This is a genomic window from Streptomyces sp. NPDC058741, from assembly GCF_042746715.1.
Taxonomy (GTDB): domain Bacteria; phylum Actinomycetota; class Actinomycetes; order Streptomycetales; family Streptomycetaceae; genus Streptomyces.
This window is the reverse complement of record NZ_JBHYQH010000022.1, coordinates 14,741-35,037: the sequence shown is the minus strand read 5'-3', so window position 1 is coordinate 35,037 and position 20,297 is coordinate 14,741. Positions and strand designations below refer to the sequence as shown.

Below are 20,297 nucleotides of genomic sequence, written 5' to 3'. Positions count from 1 at the left end.
ATCTTCGGCCGCGCGGTGGCGGACCCGCGCCGTCAGCCCAGCGCCCGCAGCCCCGGTACGAAGGCCACCAGCACCGGCACCACGGGCACCAGGGCGGCCGCCGCCGTGAGGCGCAGGCGCCGGGCCGCGGTCAGCCGGTCCGGGGGAGCGAGCAACCGGTGCACCCGGGCCGGGACATGGGCCTGCGGCGTCGGGCAGGGGCCGAAGACGCCCCGGTGCTCGTTCAGTTCGACCAGGGCCAGGGCCGTGGTCAGACGGCCGAAGCGACGGGAGGCCGTGTCGTCGGCGGCGAGTTCGACCAGACGGTGCATCTCGTCGCGGAACGCGGCGAACACCGGCACCTGCGGAAATCCGCCGGCGAGGGCGGAGGAGCACGTCAGCAGCCAGTCGTGCCGGGCCCGCGCGTGGCCCTGCTCGTGCGCCAGCACCGCGTCCAGCTGCCGGCTCTCCAGCCGCCGCAACGCGGCCGTGGTGACGACCGGTTGCGGCGGGGTACCGGGCAGCCACCAGGCGTCGGGCCGGTCGCTCTCCAGCACGACGAGCCGGCCGGACAAGGCCACTTCGCCGGGCAGCAGCGGGGCGCGTTCCAGCAGGTCGGCGCGCCGGCTGCGGCGCCGGGCCCGGGCCCGGACGGCCTCGCGGACCAGCATCGCAGCGCTCCACAGCGCGCCGCAGGCCAGTGCCACCGCCGTCGTCGCCGCCCAGGGGCCGGCCGTGCCGATGACGTAGGCCTCGACGACGGCGCTCGGAGCCGTCGAGAAGAGCTGTCCCGCGACCACGTGCCAGGCCGCCGCCGCGCTGAGCGCCATCGACAGCGCACAGCACACGAGCACGGCCGCCACCACGCACTGCCACATCCACAGCGCCACCACCGGCTCACGGTCGGGCCAGTCGGCCCGTGCGAGCAGCCGGGGACCGGCCACGGCGGTGAGGGTGCCGAGCAGCAGCAGCGCCGCGGGGAGCATCATGGGGGGCAGCCTATGAGCGCGGGGCCGCCCACGGTTACGGCTCCCGGCGCCGAAGTGACGCAGGCAACGGACGCCGCAACGGACGCCGCAGCGGGCGCGGCGAGACCGGCGGGCTCCGCCCGCACCCCCCGCTACAGCGTCAGCAGCATCGCCACCATCGCGATCCCCATGGACAGCCGGCAGGCCCGGACCACCTCCGGCCGGTCGCCCAACGCACCCGGGGCACCACTGCCCGCCACCGCCGCCACCGGCACCAGCCGGACGCCGCTCAGCAGCACGTATCCGGCGAAGTAGAGCAGCAGCGCCCCCGTCAGGAGCGGGACTCCCGATCCGCCCCGGCCGTGGGCGTGCGCCGGGCCGGCGGCCATGACGACGGACATGTAGACCATCGCCCCGGCCCCCACCAGATGATGGAGACGGTGCGCCGCGTGCGGAGCGGTCCCCGCCCGCGCCGACCACAGCGCGTGGACGCCCGCCGCACCGAACACCACCGCGTACCCGGCCCAGACCCACGAGGGCGGGGTGAACACCACCGCCGGCACCGCCATCGCGGCCATCCCGAAACTCATCAGCGCCTCGCCGCCCGCAGCACCGCGCTGCCGGCGCGGACCGCTGCGCATCCGCGCCAGGCAGACGGCGCCGGTCATCACGCAGAGCGCCACCAGCAGCCAGCCGGACGAAGCCGGACCGTGCACGCGCACCTCCCCGCTCGAGTCGGTCATTCGATGCCCGGGCCACGCGGCGCGCACGCGAGCGCAGAGGAGTACACGGGGAGCGTGGGCCGGAGCACAGCGGGTGAGAGCGGCTTCGCGCGAGATGCTTCACGAGTGCAACACCTGCTGAGGTTGTGTCGTATGAGCAGCGCGACCCCCGATCCGGCCCCCGTGCCCCCGCCCGCCCGGCGTCTTCCACTGGCCGGTGTGCTGCGTCTCGGGCGGCCCCCGGACATCTGGTTCAAACCCGCGCTGAGCGTCGGCGCGGCGATCGCCCCGCCCCTTCACCGAGGTCGCCGGGTACCAGCAGCCCGGTGAGCTGATGACCGAGCGCGTCGTGGACGCGGTCGTCGGGGCACTGGTCGGTTTCGCCGCAGCCGTGGCCGTCACCGACCGCCGCGCGGGCGACCGGGTGGAGCGTGCCCTCACGGCCGCCGAGCGGGCCCGCGAGCACGCCGCCCGGCCGCTGGCCGGTCCGGACCCCGCTCCGGCCGCCCTGGAGTCCGCCCGCCCTTGTCTCGCCGCCGCCCTCGCCGGCCTCCGCGCCACCGCCGACGCCGTGGCCGGCGCATGGCGGCAGCGGGCCCTGCCCGAGGAGCGGGTCGTGCTCGCCGAGCAGTCCGGACACCGTACGCTCGCCGCTACGGCACGACGCCAGGGGCTGCTCCCGGACCGGAGCCCGGACACAGACACGGAGGACGCACGGCCATGACGCCGACGGATGGACCACCGCCGATGCGGAGCGTCTCGGGGCCACACCCGCGGCCGGGAGGCGACGTGGCCCCGGCCGACGAGTCCGCGGCCGGAGCGGACGTCGGGGACGGCGATGCCCCGCGCGCCGGGGGCCCGGCGGACGCGGCGGGCCCGCAGTCCGGCGTCTCCGCAGCCGCGGAGGACCCCTTGGAGGGACGGACCGCCGGCGAGGACCCGGCCGGCGGGCGGCGCGGCGACACCGTCGCCGCCGTCGTCCGGCAGTGGCGGGCCGTGCACCCCGGGCTCGACACCGGGCCGATGGAGATCATCGGACGCCTCAACCGCTGCGCCGCGCTGCTCCAGCAGGCCGAGGACGCGCCGCTGCGGAGGGCGGGGCTCAGCCGTCCGGAGTTCGATCTGCTCGGGGCGCTGCGCCGGACCGGTCATGAGCTGACGCCCGGGGAGCTGGCCCGCGAGACCTTCTCCTCGGGTGCCGCCGTCACCAAGCGCGTCAGGCAGCTCACCGAGCGCGGTCTGGTCGAACGCCGTGGCGACACCCGGGACCGCCGCGTCGCCCACCTCCGCCTCACCGACTCCGGGCGCGACCTCGTCGACGGCATCCTGCCCGCCCAGCTCGCCTACGAGACCGCAGTCCTGTCCGGTCTGGACGGCCCCGAGCAGGGCGAACTCTCCGCCCTGCTGGGGGAGTTGCTGGGCCAACTGGAGGGCAGGCTGGGCGCGCTGCGGGCTTGAGCCCTTCATGGCCTCGTTATCCGGGCTGACCGAGCTCATCGGGCTCCCCTGGCTCGCCGGGCTCCCTTGGTTCCCCGGGCTGACCGAGCTCCAAGGGGCTCCCCGGGACTTACCTGTGTTCCAAGGAGCCCCAGGCCTCGTCACCCGGTACACCCCGAACATCGCCCCTGCGGATCCCGCAGCACCGCGATGAGCGGGCCGCCGGGCACGGAGGTCGGCACCATCAGGACCGTGCCGTGCCGCTGGACGACGGCCGTCGCGGCGTCGACGTCCCCCACCGCGAAGTACGGCAGCCAGTGCGCCGGAACCTCGGGCGGGAACTCGTCGCCCATCGTCACCGCGCCGCCGAGGTCGGCGCCGTCGACGCCCCACTGCGCGTAACGCTCCCCGGCGCCGGCCGTCCAGATACGCGCGTGTAGAAGGCCACGGCCTGTGCGGGATCGCGGGTGAACAGCTCCCCCCAGCCCAGCGCGCCGGGCCCGTTGAACAGCCCGGCACCCGGGAAGGCCCCGGCCTGCCACAGCTGGAAGACCCCGCCGCCCGGGTCGGCGGCCACCGCGAGGCGGCCGACGTCGGACACGCCCACCGGCCCGAACAGCATCGTCCCGCCCGCCGCCGTCACCTCTCGACCGTGGCGTCCGCGTCGGGCACCGCGGACGACGCGTTCCAGGCGACCGGCTGCGACGGCTGGTACAGCGGGGCGAGGGCGGCCACGGCCGCGTCCGGCGAGGTGCGCGACCGTGTAGCCGCCCGTCTCCTGACGCGGGTCGGTCCCGGGCCGCCAGCCGAACACCCGCGTGCAGAACCGCAGGGCCGTTTCCAGGTCGCTGGTCCCCGGCTCGACCCGGCAGGACCTGCCGGTCACCGGTGTGTCGAGCTTCACGGCGTTGCTCCCGCGAGCGGCGAGCAGCCCCCTCCAGCACGCCAAGCCGCGGCCCGGGGCGCCTGCCATCCGGGCGCAACCGGCGGTGTGCCGCGCCGGCGCCGCCCTCCGCCGACCCGCGCTCGTCCCGTCCCGCACCCGCGGGGCGCGGCCTGCGCGTAGACCCCCGCGGTACGGCACCGGTCCGGACACCGGCTCCTCGCGCGGGCCGTCGACCTGCCCGGCCTGAGCGGCGTCGCCCGGCTCCGCCTGAGCACCGCCGACCGGCTCGCCGCCCAGGGAAAGGCCTGCGACGGCGCCCTGCGCGCCCTGCCGCGGGACGCGGGCTTCCGTGAACTCACCCGCACCGACCGGGGCCGGAGCACCGCCCGCAGAGACCTCGGCCGGCCCGCCTCAGAGCCCCGGCCGGTACCGCATCGGATGGTCCGCCGGTACCTCCACCAGCACGACCGGTGTCCCGTCCGGGTCCGCGATCCACATCTCGACCAGCCCCCACGGCTCCTTCACCGGGGGCCGCACGATCGCGACGCCCTTCGCACGCAGCTCCTCCTGTGCCGCCGTCACGTCGTCGACCTGGAGCCAGAGCCGTAGGGCGGGGTCCGGGGGCGTCTCGGCCCGGCCCGAGACCTCCAGGAACCCGCCGCCCATGAAGTAGACCGTGCCGCGCTCGGGGCCCGTGCCGAACTCGCGGCAGACGGCGAGGCCGAGCTGCTCGCCGTAGAAGGCGCGGGACTTCTCGGGGTCGGAGGGGCGGAGCAGGATGCGGCTGCTGAGTACATGCACCATGCACGGGAGCCTAGTGGGAGGGTTACGCTCGTCCCTGCCCGAGCCACGCCAGAACGACGGAGACGTACGCCCATGGACACCGCCGCCATCACCACCGACCTGACCTTCCGCGACGCGACCGACGCCGACGTGGACGAACTGGTCGCGCTGATCGAGTCCGCGTACCGCGGCGAGCCCAGCCGGGCGGGGTGGACCACCGAGGCGGACATCCTCGAAGGGCGGCGTACCGACCCCGAGGGCGTGCTGGCCGTCGTCAAGTCGCCCGGCAGCCGGCTGCTGACCGTGGAGCGCGAGGGCCGGATCGTGGCCTGCTGCCAGCTGGAGCACCGCGGTCCTCACGCCTACTTCGGGATGTTCGCGGTCAGCCCCCGGCTCCAGGGCGCGGGTCTCGGCAAGGCCGTCATCGCGGAGGCCGAGCGGCAGGCGCGTGCGACCTGGGGCGCCTCGCAGATGCACATGACCGTGATCTCCGTCCGCGACGACCTCATCGCCTGGTACGAGCGGCGCGGCTACCGCCGTACGGGACGGATGACCCCCTTCCCGTACGGCGACGAGCGCTTCGGCATCCCGCGCCGCGACGACCTGCGGTTCGAGCTCCTGGTCAAGGAACTCGCCTAGCAGGCGGTGAAGCGGCCCGTGCGCTTGATGTCCGGGTGGTCGGTGGTCGCGCCGTCCAGGCCGAAGGCCCGCACCAGCCGCAGCTGGTCCTGGGTGTTCACCACCCAGCCGATGATCCTCAGGTCGGCCTCGCGCGCCCGCTCCACGATCTCCAGGGTGAGCCGCCGGATGTTCAGGCAGACCGTCCCGGCACCGGCCGCCACGGCGCGGTCCACGACGCCGGTGCCGTAGCGGCTCGCGATCAGGGCGGTGCGCACGCCCGGGACCAGGTGGGCGATCTCGGCGACCGCCTGGTCGTGGAAGGAGGACACCTCCACCCTTTCGGCCAGCCCGCGCGCCTTCATCACCTCGGCCAGGGCCCGCGCCGCCTGCACGTCCTTGATCTCCGCCTGGAGCGGCGCCTGCACGGCCTCCAGGACCTCCTCGAAGACCGGCACCCGCTCGCCCCGGCCCGCGTCCAGGGCCCGCAGCTCGGCGAGGGTTTTCTCGGCGATGGGCCCGGTGCCGTCGGTGGTGCGGTCCACGTCCGTGTCGTGCATCACGACGAGCGCGCCGTCCTTGCTCAGATGCAGATCCAGTTCGATGGCGTCGAGGCCCGCCTCCTGGGCGGCCACGAAGGACCTGAGGGTGTTCTCGGGCTCCACACCCATGACTCCGCGGTGACCGATGGTGAGGAAGTTCACGACGCGACTCTCTTCCGTCGACAGGCGGCACTGGGGGGCCTGGCGGCCCACCCGACCGTATCGCCTGCGCCCGCCCTGCGCGGAGAGCCACGGCATGGTCCGGGCGGATCCGGGAAAGAGCAGGATCGACAGGAAAAAGTGCGGTGAAGGCCGGGGTGGGGCAGGATAATTTCCCGGGGTGACCCTTGCTGGGAGGAACCTCGTGTGTATACGGTCTGACTACGTGAGATTCTCCCGTGGAGGCTGTGACATGACGGAAATTCTTGTGCAGGTGGGTTCGGAGGAGGAGGTTCCTCCCGTGACCAGGGTGGTGGAGCACCCGGCATGGCCCGTGCTCAAGGATGCCGTGGAGCGGATCCGGCCGTGGCAGTCCAAGGACGGGTCGATCGACTTCGAAGCCGAGGGTGCGCCCGACCCCGCCGACGCCGAGCTCGCCGTGCGCCGGGTCGTCGATGCCGTGCTGGAGCTCTCCCCGCTGCTGCCGCATGACAGCGCCTACCACGAGGCCCTGGTCAAGGACCTCGGCCGGTGGGCCGACAGCGGCTTCCAGGTGCCCGACTTCCTCGACTCGCTGCTGGCCTTCCAGCCCGCCGCCCACCGCGCCGACGGCCTGCAGCACCTGGTCGTCTTCCCGATGTACACGCAGAACGGCAACCCGGACCGCAACCTCGAAGCGGTCGTGCTGCGCATGGTCTGGCCGGACTGGCTGGCCGAGCTGGAGCGCACCCGCTACGACAACCCGCTCTTCTGCGGCATCACCTTCGAGGACTTCACGTCCGGCTACGACACCAACTCGGCCGTCCTCTTCCCCGAGACCATCGCCGTGCGCGAGGCGCCGGAGCGGTTCACCTGGGGCGGCATCTTCTGCGACCGTGAGGCCGCCCGCTTCCGCCGCGTCACCGAGGCCGCCGTCGACATCCTGGGCCTGGAGCTGCCCGAGGACGTCGCCGCCATGGTCCACGACCAGAAGCGCTGCGAGGAGGCGTTCGTCCTGTGGGACATGGTCCACGACCGCACCCACAGCCACGGCGACCTCCCGTTCGACCCCTTCATGATCAAGCAGCGCCAGCCGTTCTGGATGTACGGCCTGGAGGAGCTGCGCTGTGACCTCACCGCCTTCAAGGAGGCCGTGAAGCTGGCCGGCGAGGGCGTCCCGCAGGCCCGTGACGTCCAGGTCGCGGTGCTCTTCGACCGCATGTTCCGCTTCCCGGTCACCGGCGAGCGCGTCCGCAACTACGACGGTCTGGGCGGCCAGCTCCTCTTCGCCTACCTGCACAAGCACGACGTCGTCCGCTGGACCGACAACAAGCTCAGCATCGACTGGGAGCGCGCCCCGCAGGTCACCAACCAGCTGTGCGCGGAGATCGAGGACCTGTACCGCGACGGCATCGACCGCCCCAAGCTCGTCCACTGGTTCGCCGGCTACGAGCTCGTCTCCACCTACCTCGCCCCGCACCCCGGCTCGAAGTGGGCCAAGGGACCCGAGGCCCTGGACGTCACGCTGCCCCCGCGCAAACTCGTCGATGACGTGCTTCCGGACGAGTTTCCGCTGAGCATGTTCTATGAGGCACTGTCCAGGAAGCTGAAGAACGTGATCGCCTCCACCAAGGGCATCACGGCGGACGGCGCCGAGCGGATCGCCGCGTGAGCGGCGGAGCCTTCCGCGACACCGGGACCACTGCTCAGGAGGCGAAGAAGATGGCGGGGAACGGAGCTCTCAGCGGTGCGGTGATCGCGGTGGCCGGCGCGGGCGGGCCCGCCGGCCGGGCGGCGCTGATGCGACTGGCCGAGGCGGGGGCGACCGTCGTCGGCGCGGACAACGATCCCGAGCGCCTCGCGGAGGCCGTCGACGCGGCGCGGTACGCCTCGGGCGGCGCGACCGTCACCGGCGAGACGGTCGACCTGCTGGACCTGCAGTCCACCCGGGACTGGGCCGACCACATCGAGAAGGACTTCGGCCGCGTCGACGGCCTGGTCCACCTCGTGGGCGGCTGGCGCGGCAGCGAGACCTTCATCAAGACCAGCCTCGACGACTGGGACTTCCTCGAGCTGCTGCTGATCCGCACCGTGCAGCACACCTCGCTGGCCTTCTTCGAGGGCCTGCAGCGCAGCGACCGCGGACGGTACGTGCTGATCAGCGCCGCCGGGGCCTCCAAGCCGACGGCCGGAAACGCCTCGTACGCCGCCGCCAAGGCCGCCGCCGAGGCCTGGACGCTCGCCCTGGCCGACGCCTTCCGCAAGGCCGGGGGCACCGCCGGCCCGACGTCCGCGGCTGCGATCCTGGTGGTGAAGGCACTGGTGCACGACGCCATGCGCGCCGACCGCCCCAACGCGAAGTTCGCGGGCTTCACCGACGTCGAGGACCTGGCCGAGGCCATCACGAAGGTCTGGGAGAAGCCCGCCGCCGAAGTGAACGGAAACCGTCTGTGGCTCACCGAGAAGCCGTGAACCCTCCGAAGACCGACGCCCGTCGCCATCACGACCCCGAAGTCCGCGGATTCGCCAGCGACAACTACGCAGGCGCCCACCCGGAGGTGCTCGCCGCCCTGGCCCTGGCCAACGGCGGGCACCAGGTCGCCTACGGCGAGGACGCCTACACGGAGAACCTCCAGAGCCTCGTCCGCAGCCACTTCGGGGCCACGGCCGAGGCGTTCCCGGTCTTCAACGGCACCGGCGCCAACGTCGTCGCGCTCCAGGCGGTCACCGACCGCTGGGGCGCGGTGATCTGCGCGGAGAGCGCGCACATCAACGTCGACGAGTGCGGGGCGCCCGAGCGGGTCGGCGGCCTGAAGCTGCTCACCGTCCCCACGGCCGACGGCAAGCTCACCCCCGAGCTCATCGACCGGCAGGCGTACGGCTGGGACGACGAGCACCGTGCCATGCCGCAGGTCGTCTCGATCGCCCAGGCCACCGAACTCGGCACCGTCTACACGCCGGACGAGCTGCGTGCCCTGTGCGAGCACGCTCACGCGCACGGCATGAAGGTGCACCTGGACGGCTCCCGCCTGGCCAACGCCGCCGCCTCCTTGGACGTGCCGATGCGCACGCTCACGGAGGTCGCCGGTGTCGACATCCTCTCCCTGGGCGGCACGAAGAACGGCGCCCTCTTCGGCGAGGCCGTCGTGGTCCTCGACCAGGACGCCGTCAGCCACATGAAGCACCTTCGCAAGCTGTCCATGCAGCTCGCTTCCAAGATGCGCTTCGTGTCGGTGCAGTTGGAGGCCCTGCTGGCCCGGGACCTGTGGCTGCGCAACGCCCGGCACGCCAACGGGATGGCCCAGCGCCTCGCGGAGGGCGTACGGGCCGTGCACGGCGTGGAGATCCTCTACCCGGTGCAGGCCAACGCGGTGTTCGCGCGCCTGCCCCACGAGGTGAGCGAGCGCCTGCAGCGGCGCTTCCGTTTCTACTTCTGGGACGAGGCCGCGGGTGACGTCCGCTGGATGTGCGCCTTCGACACGACCGAGGACGACGTGGACGCGTTCGTTGTGGCACTCAAGGAGGAGACGGCCCGCTAGGGCCGGTTCCCGCGCGCGGTCCAGCCGCGGGGCGGCGCCGATGCGCGCCCCGCGGCGTCTTTCTCGCCTTCATGGTCTATTAGGCTGGACTGCGGAGTCCTGCATGCCGCACTGCACCCGGCAGACGCTCCGCACCGCACCCCGAGGCAAGGCCGACGATGACCCTCCCGCTCACCGTGTCCGACGACGTACGCGCCCTCGCCCCCGGCTTCACCCACGTCGCGATCGAGACCCACGGCCTGGTTTAACGGACCCAGCAACGAGGCCAGTTCGGCGCTGCTGGACGATGCCACCCGGCGGCTCGCCACCCGCCTGGACGGCCGGGCCCCGCACGAGGACCCGCACATGGCGGCCTGGCGCGCGGCCTACACGGCCTTCGGCTCGAAGCCGTCCCGCACCCGCAACTCCGCTGAGGCGCTGGCCAAACGCGCCCTCTCGGACGCCGGGCTGCCCCGCATCAACCTGCTCGTCGACCTCTACAACGCCATCAGCGTGGCGTACCTGATCCCCGTCGGCGGCGAGGACCTCGACCTCGTGCGGGGCGACATGCGCCTGGTCCGAGCCACGGGCGAGGAGGAGTTCGTGACCGTGGCCGGCGGTGAGGAGACCGTCGGGCACCCGGACGCGGGCGAGGTCGTGTGGTGCGACGACGCGGGAGTGACCTGCCGCCGCTGGAACTGGCGCCAGGGCCCGCGCACCCGGCTCACCGAGCGGACCACCTCGGGCATCGTCCTGCTGGAGGGCTGGCCACGATGCCCATCGCCGAGATGGAGGCCGCCGCAGCCGAACTCGCCGCTCTGCTGGCCGAGTTCAGCTCCGGCGCGGACATCGACGTACGCACTCCGCAGTCCTCGGTCTGAGGCGGCCGCCCGGCGCGTCAGCGTGCCTCGGCCTCGCGCACCTGCTCCGGTGTCGGGGCGGTGCCGCCGAGGTGCGCCGGCATCCACCACGTGTCGTCCGGGCCCTTCGGGCGCACCGGGTAGGCGCGCTGGGCGGCCTCGAGGAGTTCCTGGACGCGCTCGCGCACCTGCCGCGTGATCGCGCCCGCGTACTTGTCCCGGGACGCCTCGATCGCCTCGCCGACGCGCATGGTGATCGGGATGTGGCTGCGCTTGAAGTTGCGCGGGTGCCCCTTCGTCCACAGCCGCTGCGTGCCCCACACCGCCATCGGGATCAGCGGGACACCGGCCTCCTGCGCCAGGCGCGCGGCGCCCGACTTGAAGCTCTTCAGCGTGAACGACGGCGAGATGGTCGCCTCCGGGAAGACGCCGACGATCTCACCCGAGCGCAGGGAGTCCAGGGCGTGCGCGTAGGCCGCCTCGCCCTGCGCGCGGTCCACGGGGATGTGCTTCATCCCGCGCATCAGCGGACCCGACACGCGGTGCCGGAAGACGGACTCCTTCGCCATGAAGCGCACGAGTCTCTTCTGCGGCAGCGCCGCCAGCCCGTTGAACACGAAGTCCAGGTAGCTGATGTGGTTGCTCACCAGCACGGCGCCGCCCGAGCGCGGGATGTTCTCCGAACCCTGACAGTCGATCCTGAGGTCCCACACCTTGAACAGCGTGCGGGCGAAACCGACGACGGGACGGTAGACGAGCTCTGCCATGGGCGGGCCGGACCCTTCCTGCTCTGCCTGGGAAGGGATTCCCAGTGGATACGTCATTGGATAAGTTACGCAGCCGTAGGTTCACGGCTTGTCGCAGATCGTGCCCCAAGAACGGCCGGGGAGCCAGTCCTCGTGCCCCGAGCCGACGAGATTCTCGTCACGTCACCGCCGGACCCCACCTCGTGCTTTTGAGCTCGCATTACTCTGTGCGCACTCTTCCCCCACGCCCCGGGCGCCACAAGCCCCGGCTTGCCACCGGGTGATCGCGAAGTGCCGGGCCGGCCGCTTCGGCGACGTTCGCGGGAAACGGCCCGGCCGGAGCGGCGCAGGGGCGGGCGGGAATCCTCGCGCCCGCGCGAACGCTTGCGGAGATGATGACCTGTCCGGTCGGTGGGCGGGCGGCGGAGCGGAGGAGAGCGGGTGCGCGTGCGGGACGACGGCGAACGGCTCGATGCGGCGGAGCTGGGCGCGGACCTCGGCGAACGGGCCACGCTCGTGCAGTTCTCCAGCGCCTTCTGCGCGCCCTGCCGGGCGAGCCGGCGCATCCTCGGCGAGGTCGCCCGGATGGTCCCGGGCGTGGCCCATGTCGACATCGACGCGGAGGCCCACCTGGACCTCGTGCGACGGCTGGAGATCCTCAAGACCCCCACCGTCCTCGTCCTAGGCTCCGACGGCCGGATCGTGCGGCGGGCCACCGGGCAGCCCCGCAGGGCGGACGTGATCGCCGCGCTGGGGGAGGCGGTGCGAGGAGCCGGACCTCGTCAGTGAGCCATCTCCTACTTCACGGAACGAACTTGACTGCACGTACCATTTATCGTCAGCCTGACCCCATGCCTTCGGACCTCCTCTCCACGACCGACCTCCTGCGCTCGGTCTTCCGGCGGCACGCGGCGGGGGTCGCCGTGATCACCGCTCGTGGCGAGAACGGCCCCGTGGGCTTCACCGCCACCTCTCTCACCTCCGTCTCGGCCGAGCCTCCCCTGCTCTCCTTCGGTGTCGGCACCGGCGGCTCCAGCTGGCCCGTGATCGCGGAGGCCGGGCACGTCGGGGTCCATGTGCTCGGTGAGCACCAGCAGGAGCTCGCCGCCACCTTCGCCCGCAGCGGGGCAGACCGGTTCGCGGCGCCCACCGCCTGGCGGCAGGGGCCCGAGGGCGTCCCCGTGCTCGACGGCGTGCTCGCCTGGCTGGTGGGCCGGATCGTCGCGCGCGTGCCCGCCGGGGACCACCGCCTCGTGATCGCCGAGGTCGTGCACGGCGACCCCACCGGCACCGGCCGGCCCCTCCTCTACCACCAGGGACGTTTCCAGCGCCTGGGTGACTGACGGGCCCGCGTCCCGGGCTGCGTGACCGTCGAGTTCCGGTTACGCTGCGTTGCGAAGGTCACAGTTCAAAGCGCTTGCTTAGCGGGAACGAACTGGGTGTACTGGCGAGTAATATTTCGCTCGGAGCGTGGGCCGCCCCGACCGGGATCGGCTGCTTGAGGCGCCTATGCTGCCTGGAAGCAGGCACCGAGAAATGACGATGCAGTAGGAGAGCCGGCGTGAGCTTGAGGATCGTTGTCACTGTGAAGTACGTGCCCGACGCCACTGGCGACCGGCACTTCGCCGATGACCTGACCGTCGACCGGGACGACGTGGACGGTCTGCTCTCCGAGCTCGACGAGTACGCGGTCGAGCAGGCGCTGCAGATCTCCGAGAACTCCGACGACGACGTGGAGATCACCGTCCTCACGGTGGGCCCCGAGGACGCCAAGGACGCCCTGCGCAAGGCACTGTCCATGGGCGCCGACAAGGCGATCCACGTCGAGGACGACGACATCCACGGCACGGACGCCATCGGCACCTCCCTGGTGCTGGCCAAGGCGATCGAGAAGGCCGGCTACGACCTGGTGATCTCCGGCATGGCCTCCACCGACGGCACCATGGGCGTCGTCCCCGCGCTGCTGGCCGAGCGACTGGGCGTGCCGCAGGTGACGCTGCTGGCCGAGGTCTCGGTCGAGGACGGCACGGTCAAGGGCCGCCGCGACGGCGACGCCGCCTCCGAGAGCCTGGAGGCCTCCCTGCCGGCCGTGGTGTCGGTGACCGACCAGTCGGGCGAGGCGCGCTACCCGTCCTTCAAGGGCATCATGGCCGCCAAGAAGAAGCCGGTGGAGTCCTGGGACCTGTCCGACCTGGACGTCGAGGCCGGGGAAGTGGGCCTGGAGGGCGCGTGGACCAAGGTCGACGACGCGGCCGAGCGTCCCGCCCGTACCGCGGGCACGATCGTCAAGGACGAGGGCGAGGGCGGCAAGCAGCTCGCTGAGTTCCTCGCGGGCCAGAAGTTCGTCTGAGCCCCGCAGTCGCGATCCGTCCCTCATCTTTCGCAAGCAGGAGAGAAGAAGTCCCATGGCTGAAGTTCTCGTCTACGTCGACCACGTGGACGGTGCCGTCCGCAAGCCCACCCTGGAGCTGCTGACCCTCGCCCGTCGCATCGGCGAGCCCGTCGCCGTCGCACTGGGCAACGGCGCCGGTGACACCGCCGCGACCCTCGCCGAGCACGGCGCGGTCAAGGTCCTCACGCACGAGGCCGCCGAGTACGCCGACTACCTGGTCGTCCCGAAGGTGGACGCCCTGCAGGCCGCGCACGAGGCCGTCTCCCCGGCCGCCGTTCTCGTCCCGTCCTCGGCCGAGGGCAAGGAGATCGCCGCCCGTCTGGCGCTGCGCATCGGCTCCGGCATCATCACCGACGCCGTCGACCTGGAGGCCGGCGCCGAGGGCCCGGTGGCCACCCAGTCGGTGTTCGCCGCCTCCTACACCACCAAGTCCCGTGTCTCCAAGGGCACCCCGGTCATCACGGTCAAGCCCAACTCGGCCGCCGTCGAGGCCGCCCCGGCCGCCGGCACCGTCGAGGCGCTGACCGTGTCCTTCTCCGCGCAGGCCACCGGCACCAAGGTCACCGGCCGCACCCCGCGCGAGTCGACCGGCCGTCCCGAGCTGACCGAGGCCGCGATCGTGGTCTCCGGTGGCCGCGGTGTCAACGGCTCGGAGAACTTCGCGATCATCGAGGCGCTCGCCGACTCCCTCGGTGCCGCGGTCGGCGCCTCGCGTGCCGCGGTCGACGCCGGCTGGTACCCGCACACCAACCAGGTGGGCCAGACGGGCAAGTCCGTCTCGCCGCAGCTGTACATCGCCTCCGGCATCTCCGGCGCGATCCAGCACCGCGCCGGCATGCAGACCTCGAAGACGATCGTGGCGATCAACAAGGACGCCGAGGCCCCGATCTTCGACCTCGTCGACTACGGCGTCGTCGGCGACCTCTTCGACGTCGTCCCGGCCCTGACCGAGGAGATCAACACCCGCAAGGGCTGATCGCCCCCGGGCCGCAGCAGGAGGCCCTCGTGACCGCGCGAACGGTCACGGGGGCCTCTTCTCATCCCAGGGTCAACGAGGCCTGCACCGGCAGGTGGTCGCTCGGGTACGTCCCGTCCACGCTGAACGTGTTCATCCCGGCCCAGTGCGTGGTCACCCCGGGCGTGGTGAGGATCCAGTCGATGCGCCGCCCGTCCGGCCTGAGCCTCCGGTAGCCGTGGTACGTCCCGTACGCGGGGCCCCGCGAGGCCGCCGCGTCCCAGGCGTCGACCAGTCCGATGTCCAGCATGAGGTCGTACACCCGGTTGTCGTGGGCGCACGCGTTGAAGTCGCCGGTGACGATCACCGGCAGTGACCGGTCCCACCCGGCGATCGTCTCGCCGATGAGCCCCGCCGAGCGTTCCCGGGCGTACTGGCTGACGCTGTCCAGGTGGGTGTTGAGGACGTAGAACTCCCTTCCTCCGTCGGCGAGATCGGCGAAACGGACCCAGGTCACCATGCGCAGCCAGTCCGCGTCCCAGGTGTTCGAGGCGATCGTGTAGGGGGTGTCGGACAGCCAGAAGTGGTCGAACTCGACCGGGTCGAGTCTGCGCGTGTCGTAGAAGACCGCCATGAACTCGTCCTTGCTGCCGCCTCCGCGTCCGGTGCCGATCCAGTCGTAGTGCCCGCCGAGGTCCTCCTCGATCATGCGCAGTTGCCGGTAGAGCCCTTCCTGGGTGCCGATGACGTGCGGCCGCTCGCGGCGCAGCAGTTCCCGCACCACCGGTCGGCGTACGGCCCAGCGCGGTGTGTCGTCGACGACGGTCGCGAAGCGCAGGTTGAACGTCATGGCGTTCAGGGCGCCCGTGTGCTCGCCCGCGGAAGCGGTCCGTGTGGAACCCGCGGTGGTGAGCAGCGGTCCCGCGACGGCGGCGGCCGCCGCTGCCTTGAGCCCGCGACGCCGCGTCACTCCGACCTCGTTCGGCACGTGGTCTCCCTCTCCTTGCCCGTCCGGGTGCAGCCTGCCTTCTGGGTACGTAACAGGAGGGCGGGTTGTCAGTGACCGAAGGTGAATCATGGGCAATCGCACGTCAAGACGGTGTTGACCAGCGGGAGGTCGCCCGATAACTTCGCTCTACGGATTGTTGATTCCGTACAGCGGAAAACGGGAGGGTCTGGGAATGGGTCAGGGCCAGCAGGAGAAGGTGGCGACGAGCCTCGCGGGCGCCGTCAGCGAGGAGATCAGCGCCTCCCTCGCCCCGGTCGACGCCGAGCTGGAGCGCCGCTACCCCGGAGACCCCGGCACCCGCCAGCCCGTCCACACCGTCTACGTACCCGGCGACGTCTTCGCCGCCGACACGGTCCGCTCCTGGGGCGACCGGGCCCTGGCCGCCCTCGACGAGCACGCCCCCGACGCCGCGTCCTTCGCCGCGGTCCTCGGCCTGTCCGGCGAACTCGCCGAGCCGGTCCACGCGCGCGTGCGTGCCAAGCTGGAGCGCGAACCGATCGAGGACCTGCGCGTCGACTTCGAGGACGGCTACGGCAACCGCCCCGACGCCGAGGAGGACGAGGCCGCCGCCCGCGCCGCCCGCATCATCGCCGAGGCGTACGCCGCCGGCGCCGCCGCCCCCTGCATGGGCATCCGCATGAAGTGCATGGAGGCGCCCGTGCGCGCCCGTGGCATCCGCACCCTCGACATCTTCCTCACCGGCCTGATGGAGTCCGGCGGCCTGCCCGACGGCCTGGTGCTCACCCTGCCGAAAGTGACGTACGCCGAGCAGGTCACCGCCATGGCGCGCCTGCTCGACGCCTTCGAGAAGGCCCACGGCCTGCGGCCCGGCCGCATCGGCTTCGAGATCCAGATCGAGACCAGCCAGTCCATCCTCGCCGCCGACGGCACCGCCACCGTCGCCCGCATGATCCAGGCCGCCGAGGGCCGCGCCACCGGCCTGCACTACGGCACCTTCGACTACAGCGCCTGCCTCGGCGTCTCCGCCGCCCACCAGGCCAGCGACCACCCCGCGGCCGACCACGCCAAGGCCGTCATGCAGGTCGCCGCCGCCGGCACCGGTGTCCGCCTCTCGGACGGCTCGACCAACGTCCTGCCGGTCGGCCCCACCGAGAAGGTCCACGCCGCCTGGCGCCTGCACTACGGCCTCACCCGCCGCTCGCTGGCCCGCGCCTACTACCAGGGCTGGGACATGCACCCCGGCCACATCCCCACCCGCTACGCCGCCGTGTTCGCCTTCTACCGCGAGGGCTTCGAGCAGGCCGCCGCCCGGCTCGCCCGCTACGCCAACCGCACCGGCGGCGACGTCATGGACGAACCCGCCACCGCCAAGGCCCTCAGCGGCTACCTGCTGCGCGGCCTGGACTGCGGCGCTCTCGACATCGGCGAGGTCGCCCGCCTGGCCGGCCTCACCCGCGCCGACCTGGAGACCTTCGCGGTCCCGCGCCGGGGTGACCTCACGGCGTCCGCCTAGCAGCCGTCCGGCGGCTCCCGCGCGGAGCCGGGGAGGGCGGCGGTCCGCCGGGGACCGCCGCCCGCGGTGCCCGGGCTCCCGGTCCGCCGAGGGCGCGCCGACCCCGCCGTGTACCGCTCCAGCCCCGAGGCCGTCACCAGCTTCTCCTCGACGAACAACCGCGTGCCCCGCTCGCACGACCGCCGGTCGGCCCGCGCCCGTGCGCAGAACTCCACCGGCACGACCCCGAACAGCTCCCGCAGCCGCGGCAGTTCGACGAGCAGGTCGGTGAGCAGCCGGCGCTCGCCCGGGTGGACGCGGTGCGCACCGGTGCCGTCGTGCAGCACCCCGTGCCGGTTGACGTAGGCGTACACGCCGGGCAGGCGGCCGCCGTCCGCGAGCGCGATCCGCACGTCGGGCGACGGCAGCCAGGCCCGGTCGAAGTTGCCGCCCGGCAGCGGCACGCCCTCGCTCGCCTCGATCACGGCGAGCTGCTCTGCGTCGAGCCAGAGGACGAGCAGCTCCCCCACCGTGCCCGGGGCGCCGACCGGCGACACCGAGACGTACCCCATGCGGCTCATATGCGACGAGACCCCGGCGTCGACGCCGGTCACCCGGGCCTTCACCATCGGCAGCGCGGACATGATGCCGGCCTCGCGCTCTTGTGGCGCAGCTGGCCCGGGCAGGCGTGGGAGCCGATGGCGAGGACCGGTGTGCGGTCGTCGTGCGCCAGGCGCTCCAGAGGCAGAAGACGGTCCCGTCGAGCAGACCGGAGTCCTCGGGCCACGCACCCGGATAGAGCAGGGGGTGCCCGCGCGGCGCCTCGGCGAGGCCGAGGGCTCTGAGGGGGCGAGCCGTGGCGTGGTCCATGGGCCGCTCAGTCCGCCGGGGGGAGTTCGCCCGAGCCGCGGGTGATCAGCCGGGTCGGCAGCTCGATGCGCTCGGGGGTGATCAGGGAGCCGTCCAGCTGCCGGAAGAGGCGCTCGGCGGCCGTGCGGCCGATGTCGGCGGAGTCCTGCGCGACGACCGTGACGCCCGGCTGCAGCAGGTCGGCCAGCTCGATGTCGTCGAAGCCGACCAGGGCGACGCGGCGGCACTGCTCGGCGAGCACCCGGATCACGGTGACCGTGACCCGGTTGTTGCCCGCGAAGATCGCGGTGACCGGGTCGGGCACGGACAGCATCTCCTCGGCGGCCCTGCGCACCCGCTCGGGGTCGGTGACGCCGAGCGACATCCAGGCGTCCGCCACCGGTATGCCCGCGTCCTCCATCGCGGCCCGGTAGCCGCGCAGCCGCTCGGCGGCCGTGTGGATGCGGGGCATGTCGCCGATGAAACCGATGCGGCGGTGCCCGTGCGCGATCAGGTGGGCGACGCCGCCGCGGGCGCCTCCGAAGTTGTCCGACAGCACCACGTCGGCGTCGATGCGACCGGCCGGCCGGTCCACGAACACCGTGGCGACACCGGCCCTGAGCTCCGGCTCCAGATACCGGTGGTCGTCACCGGCCGGGATCACCACGAGCCCGTCCACCCGCCGCGCGCACAGGGCCAGCACCAGCTCCTGCTCGCGCTCGGGGTCCTCCGCGCTGGAACCGTTGATCAGCAGCGCGCCGTGCGCGCGGGCCACCTCCTCGACCGACCGGCTCAGCGGCCCGTAGAACGGGTCCGCGAGGTCCTCCAGGACCAGGCCGATGCTCGCCGTGCGGCCCTTGCGGAGCACCCGCGCGCTGTCGTTGCGGCGGAAACCGAGGGCCTCGATCGCCTCCTGGACGCGCCGCTCGGTCTCGGGCGTGACCCCGGGCTCCCCGTTCACGACCCGCGAGACCGTCTTCAGGCCGACCCCGGCACGGGCGGCCACGTCCTTCATGGTCGGGCGGTTGCCGTAGCGCGTCGGGGCGCGGAGGTGGGTCTGGGGCACGGTGCGGCGTCCTGTCCTGTCGTCCACGGGGGTGCGTCGGTCCTTGGTTTGTACGACGATGTGGCGTCGAGCATAGAGCCTGGACAACGTTGTCAGGCTCGGGGAGACTGTCCACCGCACCGCCCGGGCCGCGCACCTCCGCGTGGCCGGTCCGCCTCGTGCGCCGCTCGAAGTCCATCCCGGCGTTCGTCTCAAGTCTGACGGGGAGATCCGACTCTGATGCACACCGACCCAGTCGCAGCGCTCGACATCGGCGGCACCAAGATCGCCGGCGCTCTGGTGGACGGCCACGGCCGGATCCTGGCCCGCGCCCAGCGGCCGACGCCCGCCCGGGAGGACGGCGACACCGTGATGCGGGCGGTGGAGGCGGTGCTCGGAGAGCTCACCGCGTCGCCGCTGTGGGAGCGCGCGAGGGCCGTCGGCATCGGCAGCGCCGGGCCGGTGGACTCCTCCACGGGCACGGTGAGCCCGGTGAACGTGCCCGGCTGGCGCGACTTCCCGCTCGTCGACCGGGTCCGGGCCGCGGCAGGGGGCCTGCCCGTCGAACTGATCGGCGACGGCGTGGCGATCACGGCGGCCGAGCACTGGCAGGGCGCGGCCCGGGGGCACGACAACGCGCTGTGCATGGTCGTCTCCACGGGCGTCGGCGGCGGCCTGGTGCTCGGCGGTCGGCTGCACACGGGACCCACCGGCAACGCCGGCCACATCGGACACATCAGCGTGGACCTCGACGGCGACCCGTGCCCGTGCGGCTCGCACGGCTGCGTGGAGCGCATCGCGAGCGGTCCCAACATCGCCCGCCGCGCCCTGGAGAACGGCTGGCGGCCCGGCCCGGACGGCGACGCCTCCGCCGCCGCGGTGGCCGCCGCCGCGCGGATCGGGGACCCGGCCGCCGTCGCCTCCTTCGAGCGGGCCGCCCGGGCCCTGGCCGCCGGGATCGCCGCGACCGCGACCCTCGTGGAGATCGACATCGCCGTCATCGGCGGGGGAGTGGGCAAGGCGGGCGACGTCCTCTTCACCCCGCTGCGCAAGGCCCTGAGCGCCTACGCGACGCTTTCCTTCGTCCGGCACCTGACCGTGGCGCCGGCCCGGACGGGCACGGACGCCGGGCTGGTGGGCGCGGCCGCGGCAGCCCTGGCGAAACGGCCCGACGCGACTGCGGCGGGAGTGTGAGGCGAGGGTCGCCCACCTCGGCAGGAACGTTCAGTCCGGTGGGGCGCGGATGACCGCCGGGGTCTCCGCAGGAGTTCCGGTGGGGATGTCCGGGAGGGTTGGGGGCCCGGACGGGCGCTGGGGGTCTCCGGAGGAGTTCCGGGAGGATGTCCGGGAGGGTGGGGCGCGGACGACGGCCGCCGGGGTCTCCGAAGGAGTTCCGG

The 20,297-nt window shown here is 72.9% G+C and carries 18 protein-coding genes and 4 pseudogenes; 13 read left to right on the top strand and 9 right to left on the bottom strand.

Going from position 1 to position 20,297, the window contains the following annotated elements:
- Positions 1-32: 32 nt before the first annotated feature.
- Both ACFW6P_RS19230 and ACFW6P_RS19225 read right to left on the bottom strand, forming a co-directional pair.
- Entirely contained in the window at positions 33-968 is a 936-nt protein-coding gene (locus ACFW6P_RS19230) for a M56 family metallopeptidase (RefSeq protein WP_386354043.1), read from the bottom strand.
- Positions 969-1,099: 131 nt separating this feature from the next.
- Complete coding sequence (locus tag ACFW6P_RS19225) at positions 1,100-1,663, bottom strand: DUF5134 domain-containing protein (protein ID WP_386354041.1); 564 nt, start codon at positions 1,661-1,663, stop codon at positions 1,100-1,102.
- A gap of 304 nt (positions 1,664-1,967) precedes the next feature.
- Between ACFW6P_RS19225 and ACFW6P_RS19220 the strand changes: the two are divergent.
- Positions 1,968-2,393 (top strand): annotated as a pseudogene (locus ACFW6P_RS19220) (FUSC family protein); the annotation flags it as partial.
- Positions 2,394-2,581: 188 nt separating this feature from the next.
- Entirely contained in the window at positions 2,582-3,127 is a 546-nt protein-coding gene (locus tag ACFW6P_RS19215; protein WP_386354139.1) for a MarR family winged helix-turn-helix transcriptional regulator, read from the top strand.
- A 144-nt stretch (positions 3,128-3,271) separates the two neighbouring features.
- Here the strand turns inward: ACFW6P_RS19215 and ACFW6P_RS19210 are convergent.
- A pseudogene (locus tag ACFW6P_RS19210) lies at positions 3,272-4,010 on the bottom strand (VOC family protein); the annotation flags it as partial.
- A gap of 393 nt (positions 4,011-4,403) precedes the next feature.
- Positions 4,404-4,796: a VOC family protein gene (locus tag ACFW6P_RS19205; protein ID WP_386354039.1), complete on the bottom strand. Its 393-nt coding sequence runs from the start codon at positions 4,794-4,796 to the stop codon at positions 4,404-4,406.
- Between the two features lie 72 nt (positions 4,797-4,868).
- On the opposite strand from ACFW6P_RS19205, the gene ACFW6P_RS19200 reads away from it, so the two are divergent.
- Positions 4,869-5,414 carry a GNAT family N-acetyltransferase gene (locus ACFW6P_RS19200; protein ID WP_386354037.1) on the top strand — a complete coding sequence of 182 codons (546 nt, stop codon included), beginning with the start codon at positions 4,869-4,871 and terminating at the stop codon, positions 5,412-5,414.
- On the opposite strand, the gene ACFW6P_RS19195 is transcribed toward ACFW6P_RS19200, so the two are convergent.
- On the bottom strand, positions 5,411-6,097 hold the full coding sequence (locus ACFW6P_RS19195; protein ID WP_386354035.1) for a glycerophosphodiester phosphodiesterase: 687 nt from the start codon (positions 6,095-6,097) through the stop codon (positions 5,411-5,413). The two genes, ACFW6P_RS19200 and ACFW6P_RS19195, sit on opposite strands and share 4 nt — an antisense overlap.
- A 250-nt stretch (positions 6,098-6,347) precedes the next feature.
- On the opposite strand from ACFW6P_RS19195, the gene ACFW6P_RS19190 reads away from it, so the two are divergent.
- The 4 genes and pseudogenes from ACFW6P_RS19190 (at position 6,348) to ACFW6P_RS19175 (ending at position 10,472) form a co-directional block, all read left to right on the top strand.
- On the top strand, positions 6,348-7,745 hold the full coding sequence (locus ACFW6P_RS19190; RefSeq protein WP_386354033.1) for a DUF6421 family protein: 1,398 nt from the start codon (positions 6,348-6,350) through the stop codon (positions 7,743-7,745).
- Positions 7,746-7,795: 50 nt separating this feature from the next.
- Entirely contained in the window at positions 7,796-8,545 is a 750-nt protein-coding gene (locus ACFW6P_RS19185) for an SDR family NAD(P)-dependent oxidoreductase (RefSeq protein ID WP_386354136.1), read from the top strand.
- Positions 8,542-9,612 (top strand): threonine aldolase family protein, encoded by a 1,071-nt coding sequence (locus ACFW6P_RS19180; RefSeq protein ID WP_386424208.1) that lies wholly within the window; start codon positions 8,542-8,544, stop codon positions 9,610-9,612. The genes ACFW6P_RS19185 and ACFW6P_RS19180 overlap by 4 nt, the downstream gene beginning before the upstream one ends.
- A 158-nt stretch (positions 9,613-9,770) precedes the next feature.
- Positions 9,771-10,472 (top strand): annotated as a pseudogene (locus ACFW6P_RS19175) (B3/4 domain-containing protein).
- Positions 10,473-10,489: 17 nt separating this feature from the next.
- On the opposite strand, the gene ACFW6P_RS19170 reads toward ACFW6P_RS19175, so the two are convergent.
- A complete protein-coding gene (locus tag ACFW6P_RS19170; RefSeq protein ID WP_386354029.1) occupies positions 10,490-11,218 on the bottom strand; it encodes a lysophospholipid acyltransferase family protein in 729 nt (242 codons plus the stop codon).
- Between the two features lie 390 nt (positions 11,219-11,608).
- Here ACFW6P_RS19170 and ACFW6P_RS19165 point away from each other — a divergent pair, with 390 nt between their 5' ends.
- From ACFW6P_RS19165 to ACFW6P_RS19150, 4 genes are all read left to right on the top strand, one after another.
- The gene (locus ACFW6P_RS19165) at positions 11,609-11,986 is read left to right on the top strand and encodes a TlpA family protein disulfide reductase (RefSeq protein WP_386354027.1); all 378 of its coding nucleotides are present in this window, start codon (positions 11,609-11,611) and stop codon (positions 11,984-11,986) included.
- Positions 11,987-12,048: 62 nt separating this feature from the next.
- A complete protein-coding gene (locus ACFW6P_RS19160; RefSeq protein ID WP_386354025.1) occupies positions 12,049-12,540 on the top strand; it encodes a flavin reductase family protein in 492 nt (163 codons plus the stop codon).
- A gap of 218 nt (positions 12,541-12,758) precedes the next feature.
- Positions 12,759-13,547 (top strand): electron transfer flavoprotein subunit beta/FixA family protein, encoded by a 789-nt coding sequence (locus ACFW6P_RS19155; RefSeq protein ID WP_386424207.1) that lies wholly within the window; start codon positions 12,759-12,761, stop codon positions 13,545-13,547.
- A gap of 55 nt (positions 13,548-13,602) precedes the next feature.
- Positions 13,603-14,565: an electron transfer flavoprotein subunit alpha/FixB family protein gene (locus tag ACFW6P_RS19150; protein ID WP_386354022.1), complete on the top strand. Its 963-nt coding sequence runs from the start codon at positions 13,603-13,605 to the stop codon at positions 14,563-14,565.
- Positions 14,566-14,626: 61 nt separating this feature from the next.
- Here ACFW6P_RS19150 and ACFW6P_RS19145 read toward each other — a convergent pair whose 3' ends face one another.
- The gene (locus ACFW6P_RS19145; RefSeq protein ID WP_386354020.1) at positions 14,627-15,532 is read right to left on the bottom strand and encodes an endonuclease/exonuclease/phosphatase family protein; all 906 of its coding nucleotides are present in this window, start codon (positions 15,530-15,532) and stop codon (positions 14,627-14,629) included.
- A 193-nt stretch (positions 15,533-15,725) separates the two neighbouring features.
- Between ACFW6P_RS19145 and ACFW6P_RS19140 the strand changes: the two genes are divergently transcribed.
- Positions 15,726-17,027 (top strand): DUF6986 family protein, encoded by a 1,302-nt coding sequence (locus ACFW6P_RS19140; RefSeq protein WP_386354018.1) that lies wholly within the window; start codon positions 15,726-15,728, stop codon positions 17,025-17,027.
- Here the strand turns inward: ACFW6P_RS19140 and ACFW6P_RS19135 are convergent.
- Positions 17,024-17,876 (bottom strand): annotated as a pseudogene (locus ACFW6P_RS19135) (hypothetical protein). The gene ACFW6P_RS19140 and the pseudogene ACFW6P_RS19135 sit on opposite strands and share 4 nt — an antisense overlap.
- 7 nt (positions 17,877-17,883) lie before the next feature.
- Positions 17,884-18,921 carry a LacI family DNA-binding transcriptional regulator gene (locus ACFW6P_RS19130; protein ID WP_386354016.1) on the bottom strand — a complete coding sequence of 346 codons (1,038 nt, stop codon included), beginning with the start codon at positions 18,919-18,921 and terminating at the stop codon, positions 17,884-17,886.
- Positions 18,922-19,140: 219 nt separating this feature from the next.
- On the opposite strand from ACFW6P_RS19130, the gene ACFW6P_RS19125 reads away from it, so the two are divergent.
- Positions 19,141-20,094, top strand: a complete 954-nt coding sequence (locus tag ACFW6P_RS19125) for an ROK family protein (RefSeq protein WP_386354014.1) — start codon at positions 19,141-19,143, stop codon at positions 20,092-20,094.
- Positions 20,095-20,297: the final 203 nt, after the last annotated feature.

Bases quoted from the DNA above. Each gene is read 5' to 3' on its own strand.
- ACFW6P_RS19160 (WP_386354025.1), top strand. From the start codon at position 12,049: ATGCCTTCGGACCTCCTCTCCACGACCGACCTCCTGCGCTCGGTCTTC.
- ACFW6P_RS19205 (WP_386354039.1), bottom strand. From the start codon at position 4,796: ATGGTGCATGTACTCAGCAGCCGCATCCTGCTCCGCCCCTCCGACCCC.
- ACFW6P_RS19190 (WP_386354033.1), top strand. From the start codon at position 6,348: ATGACGGAAATTCTTGTGCAGGTGGGTTCGGAGGAGGAGGTTCCTCCC.
- ACFW6P_RS19185 (WP_386354136.1), top strand. From the start codon at position 7,796: ATGGCGGGGAACGGAGCTCTCAGCGGTGCGGTGATCGCGGTGGCCGGC.
- ACFW6P_RS19150 (WP_386354022.1), top strand. From the start codon at position 13,603: ATGGCTGAAGTTCTCGTCTACGTCGACCACGTGGACGGTGCCGTCCGC.
- ACFW6P_RS19170 (WP_386354029.1), bottom strand. From the start codon at position 11,218: ATGGCAGAGCTCGTCTACCGTCCCGTCGTCGGTTTCGCCCGCACGCTG.
- ACFW6P_RS19230 (WP_386354043.1), bottom strand. From the start codon at position 968: ATGATGCTCCCCGCGGCGCTGCTGCTGCTCGGCACCCTCACCGCCGTG.
- ACFW6P_RS19140 (WP_386354018.1), top strand. From the start codon at position 15,726: ATGGGTCAGGGCCAGCAGGAGAAGGTGGCGACGAGCCTCGCGGGCGCC.
- ACFW6P_RS19200 (WP_386354037.1), top strand. From the start codon at position 4,869: ATGGACACCGCCGCCATCACCACCGACCTGACCTTCCGCGACGCGACC.
- ACFW6P_RS19125 (WP_386354014.1), top strand. From the start codon at position 19,141: ATGCACACCGACCCAGTCGCAGCGCTCGACATCGGCGGCACCAAGATC.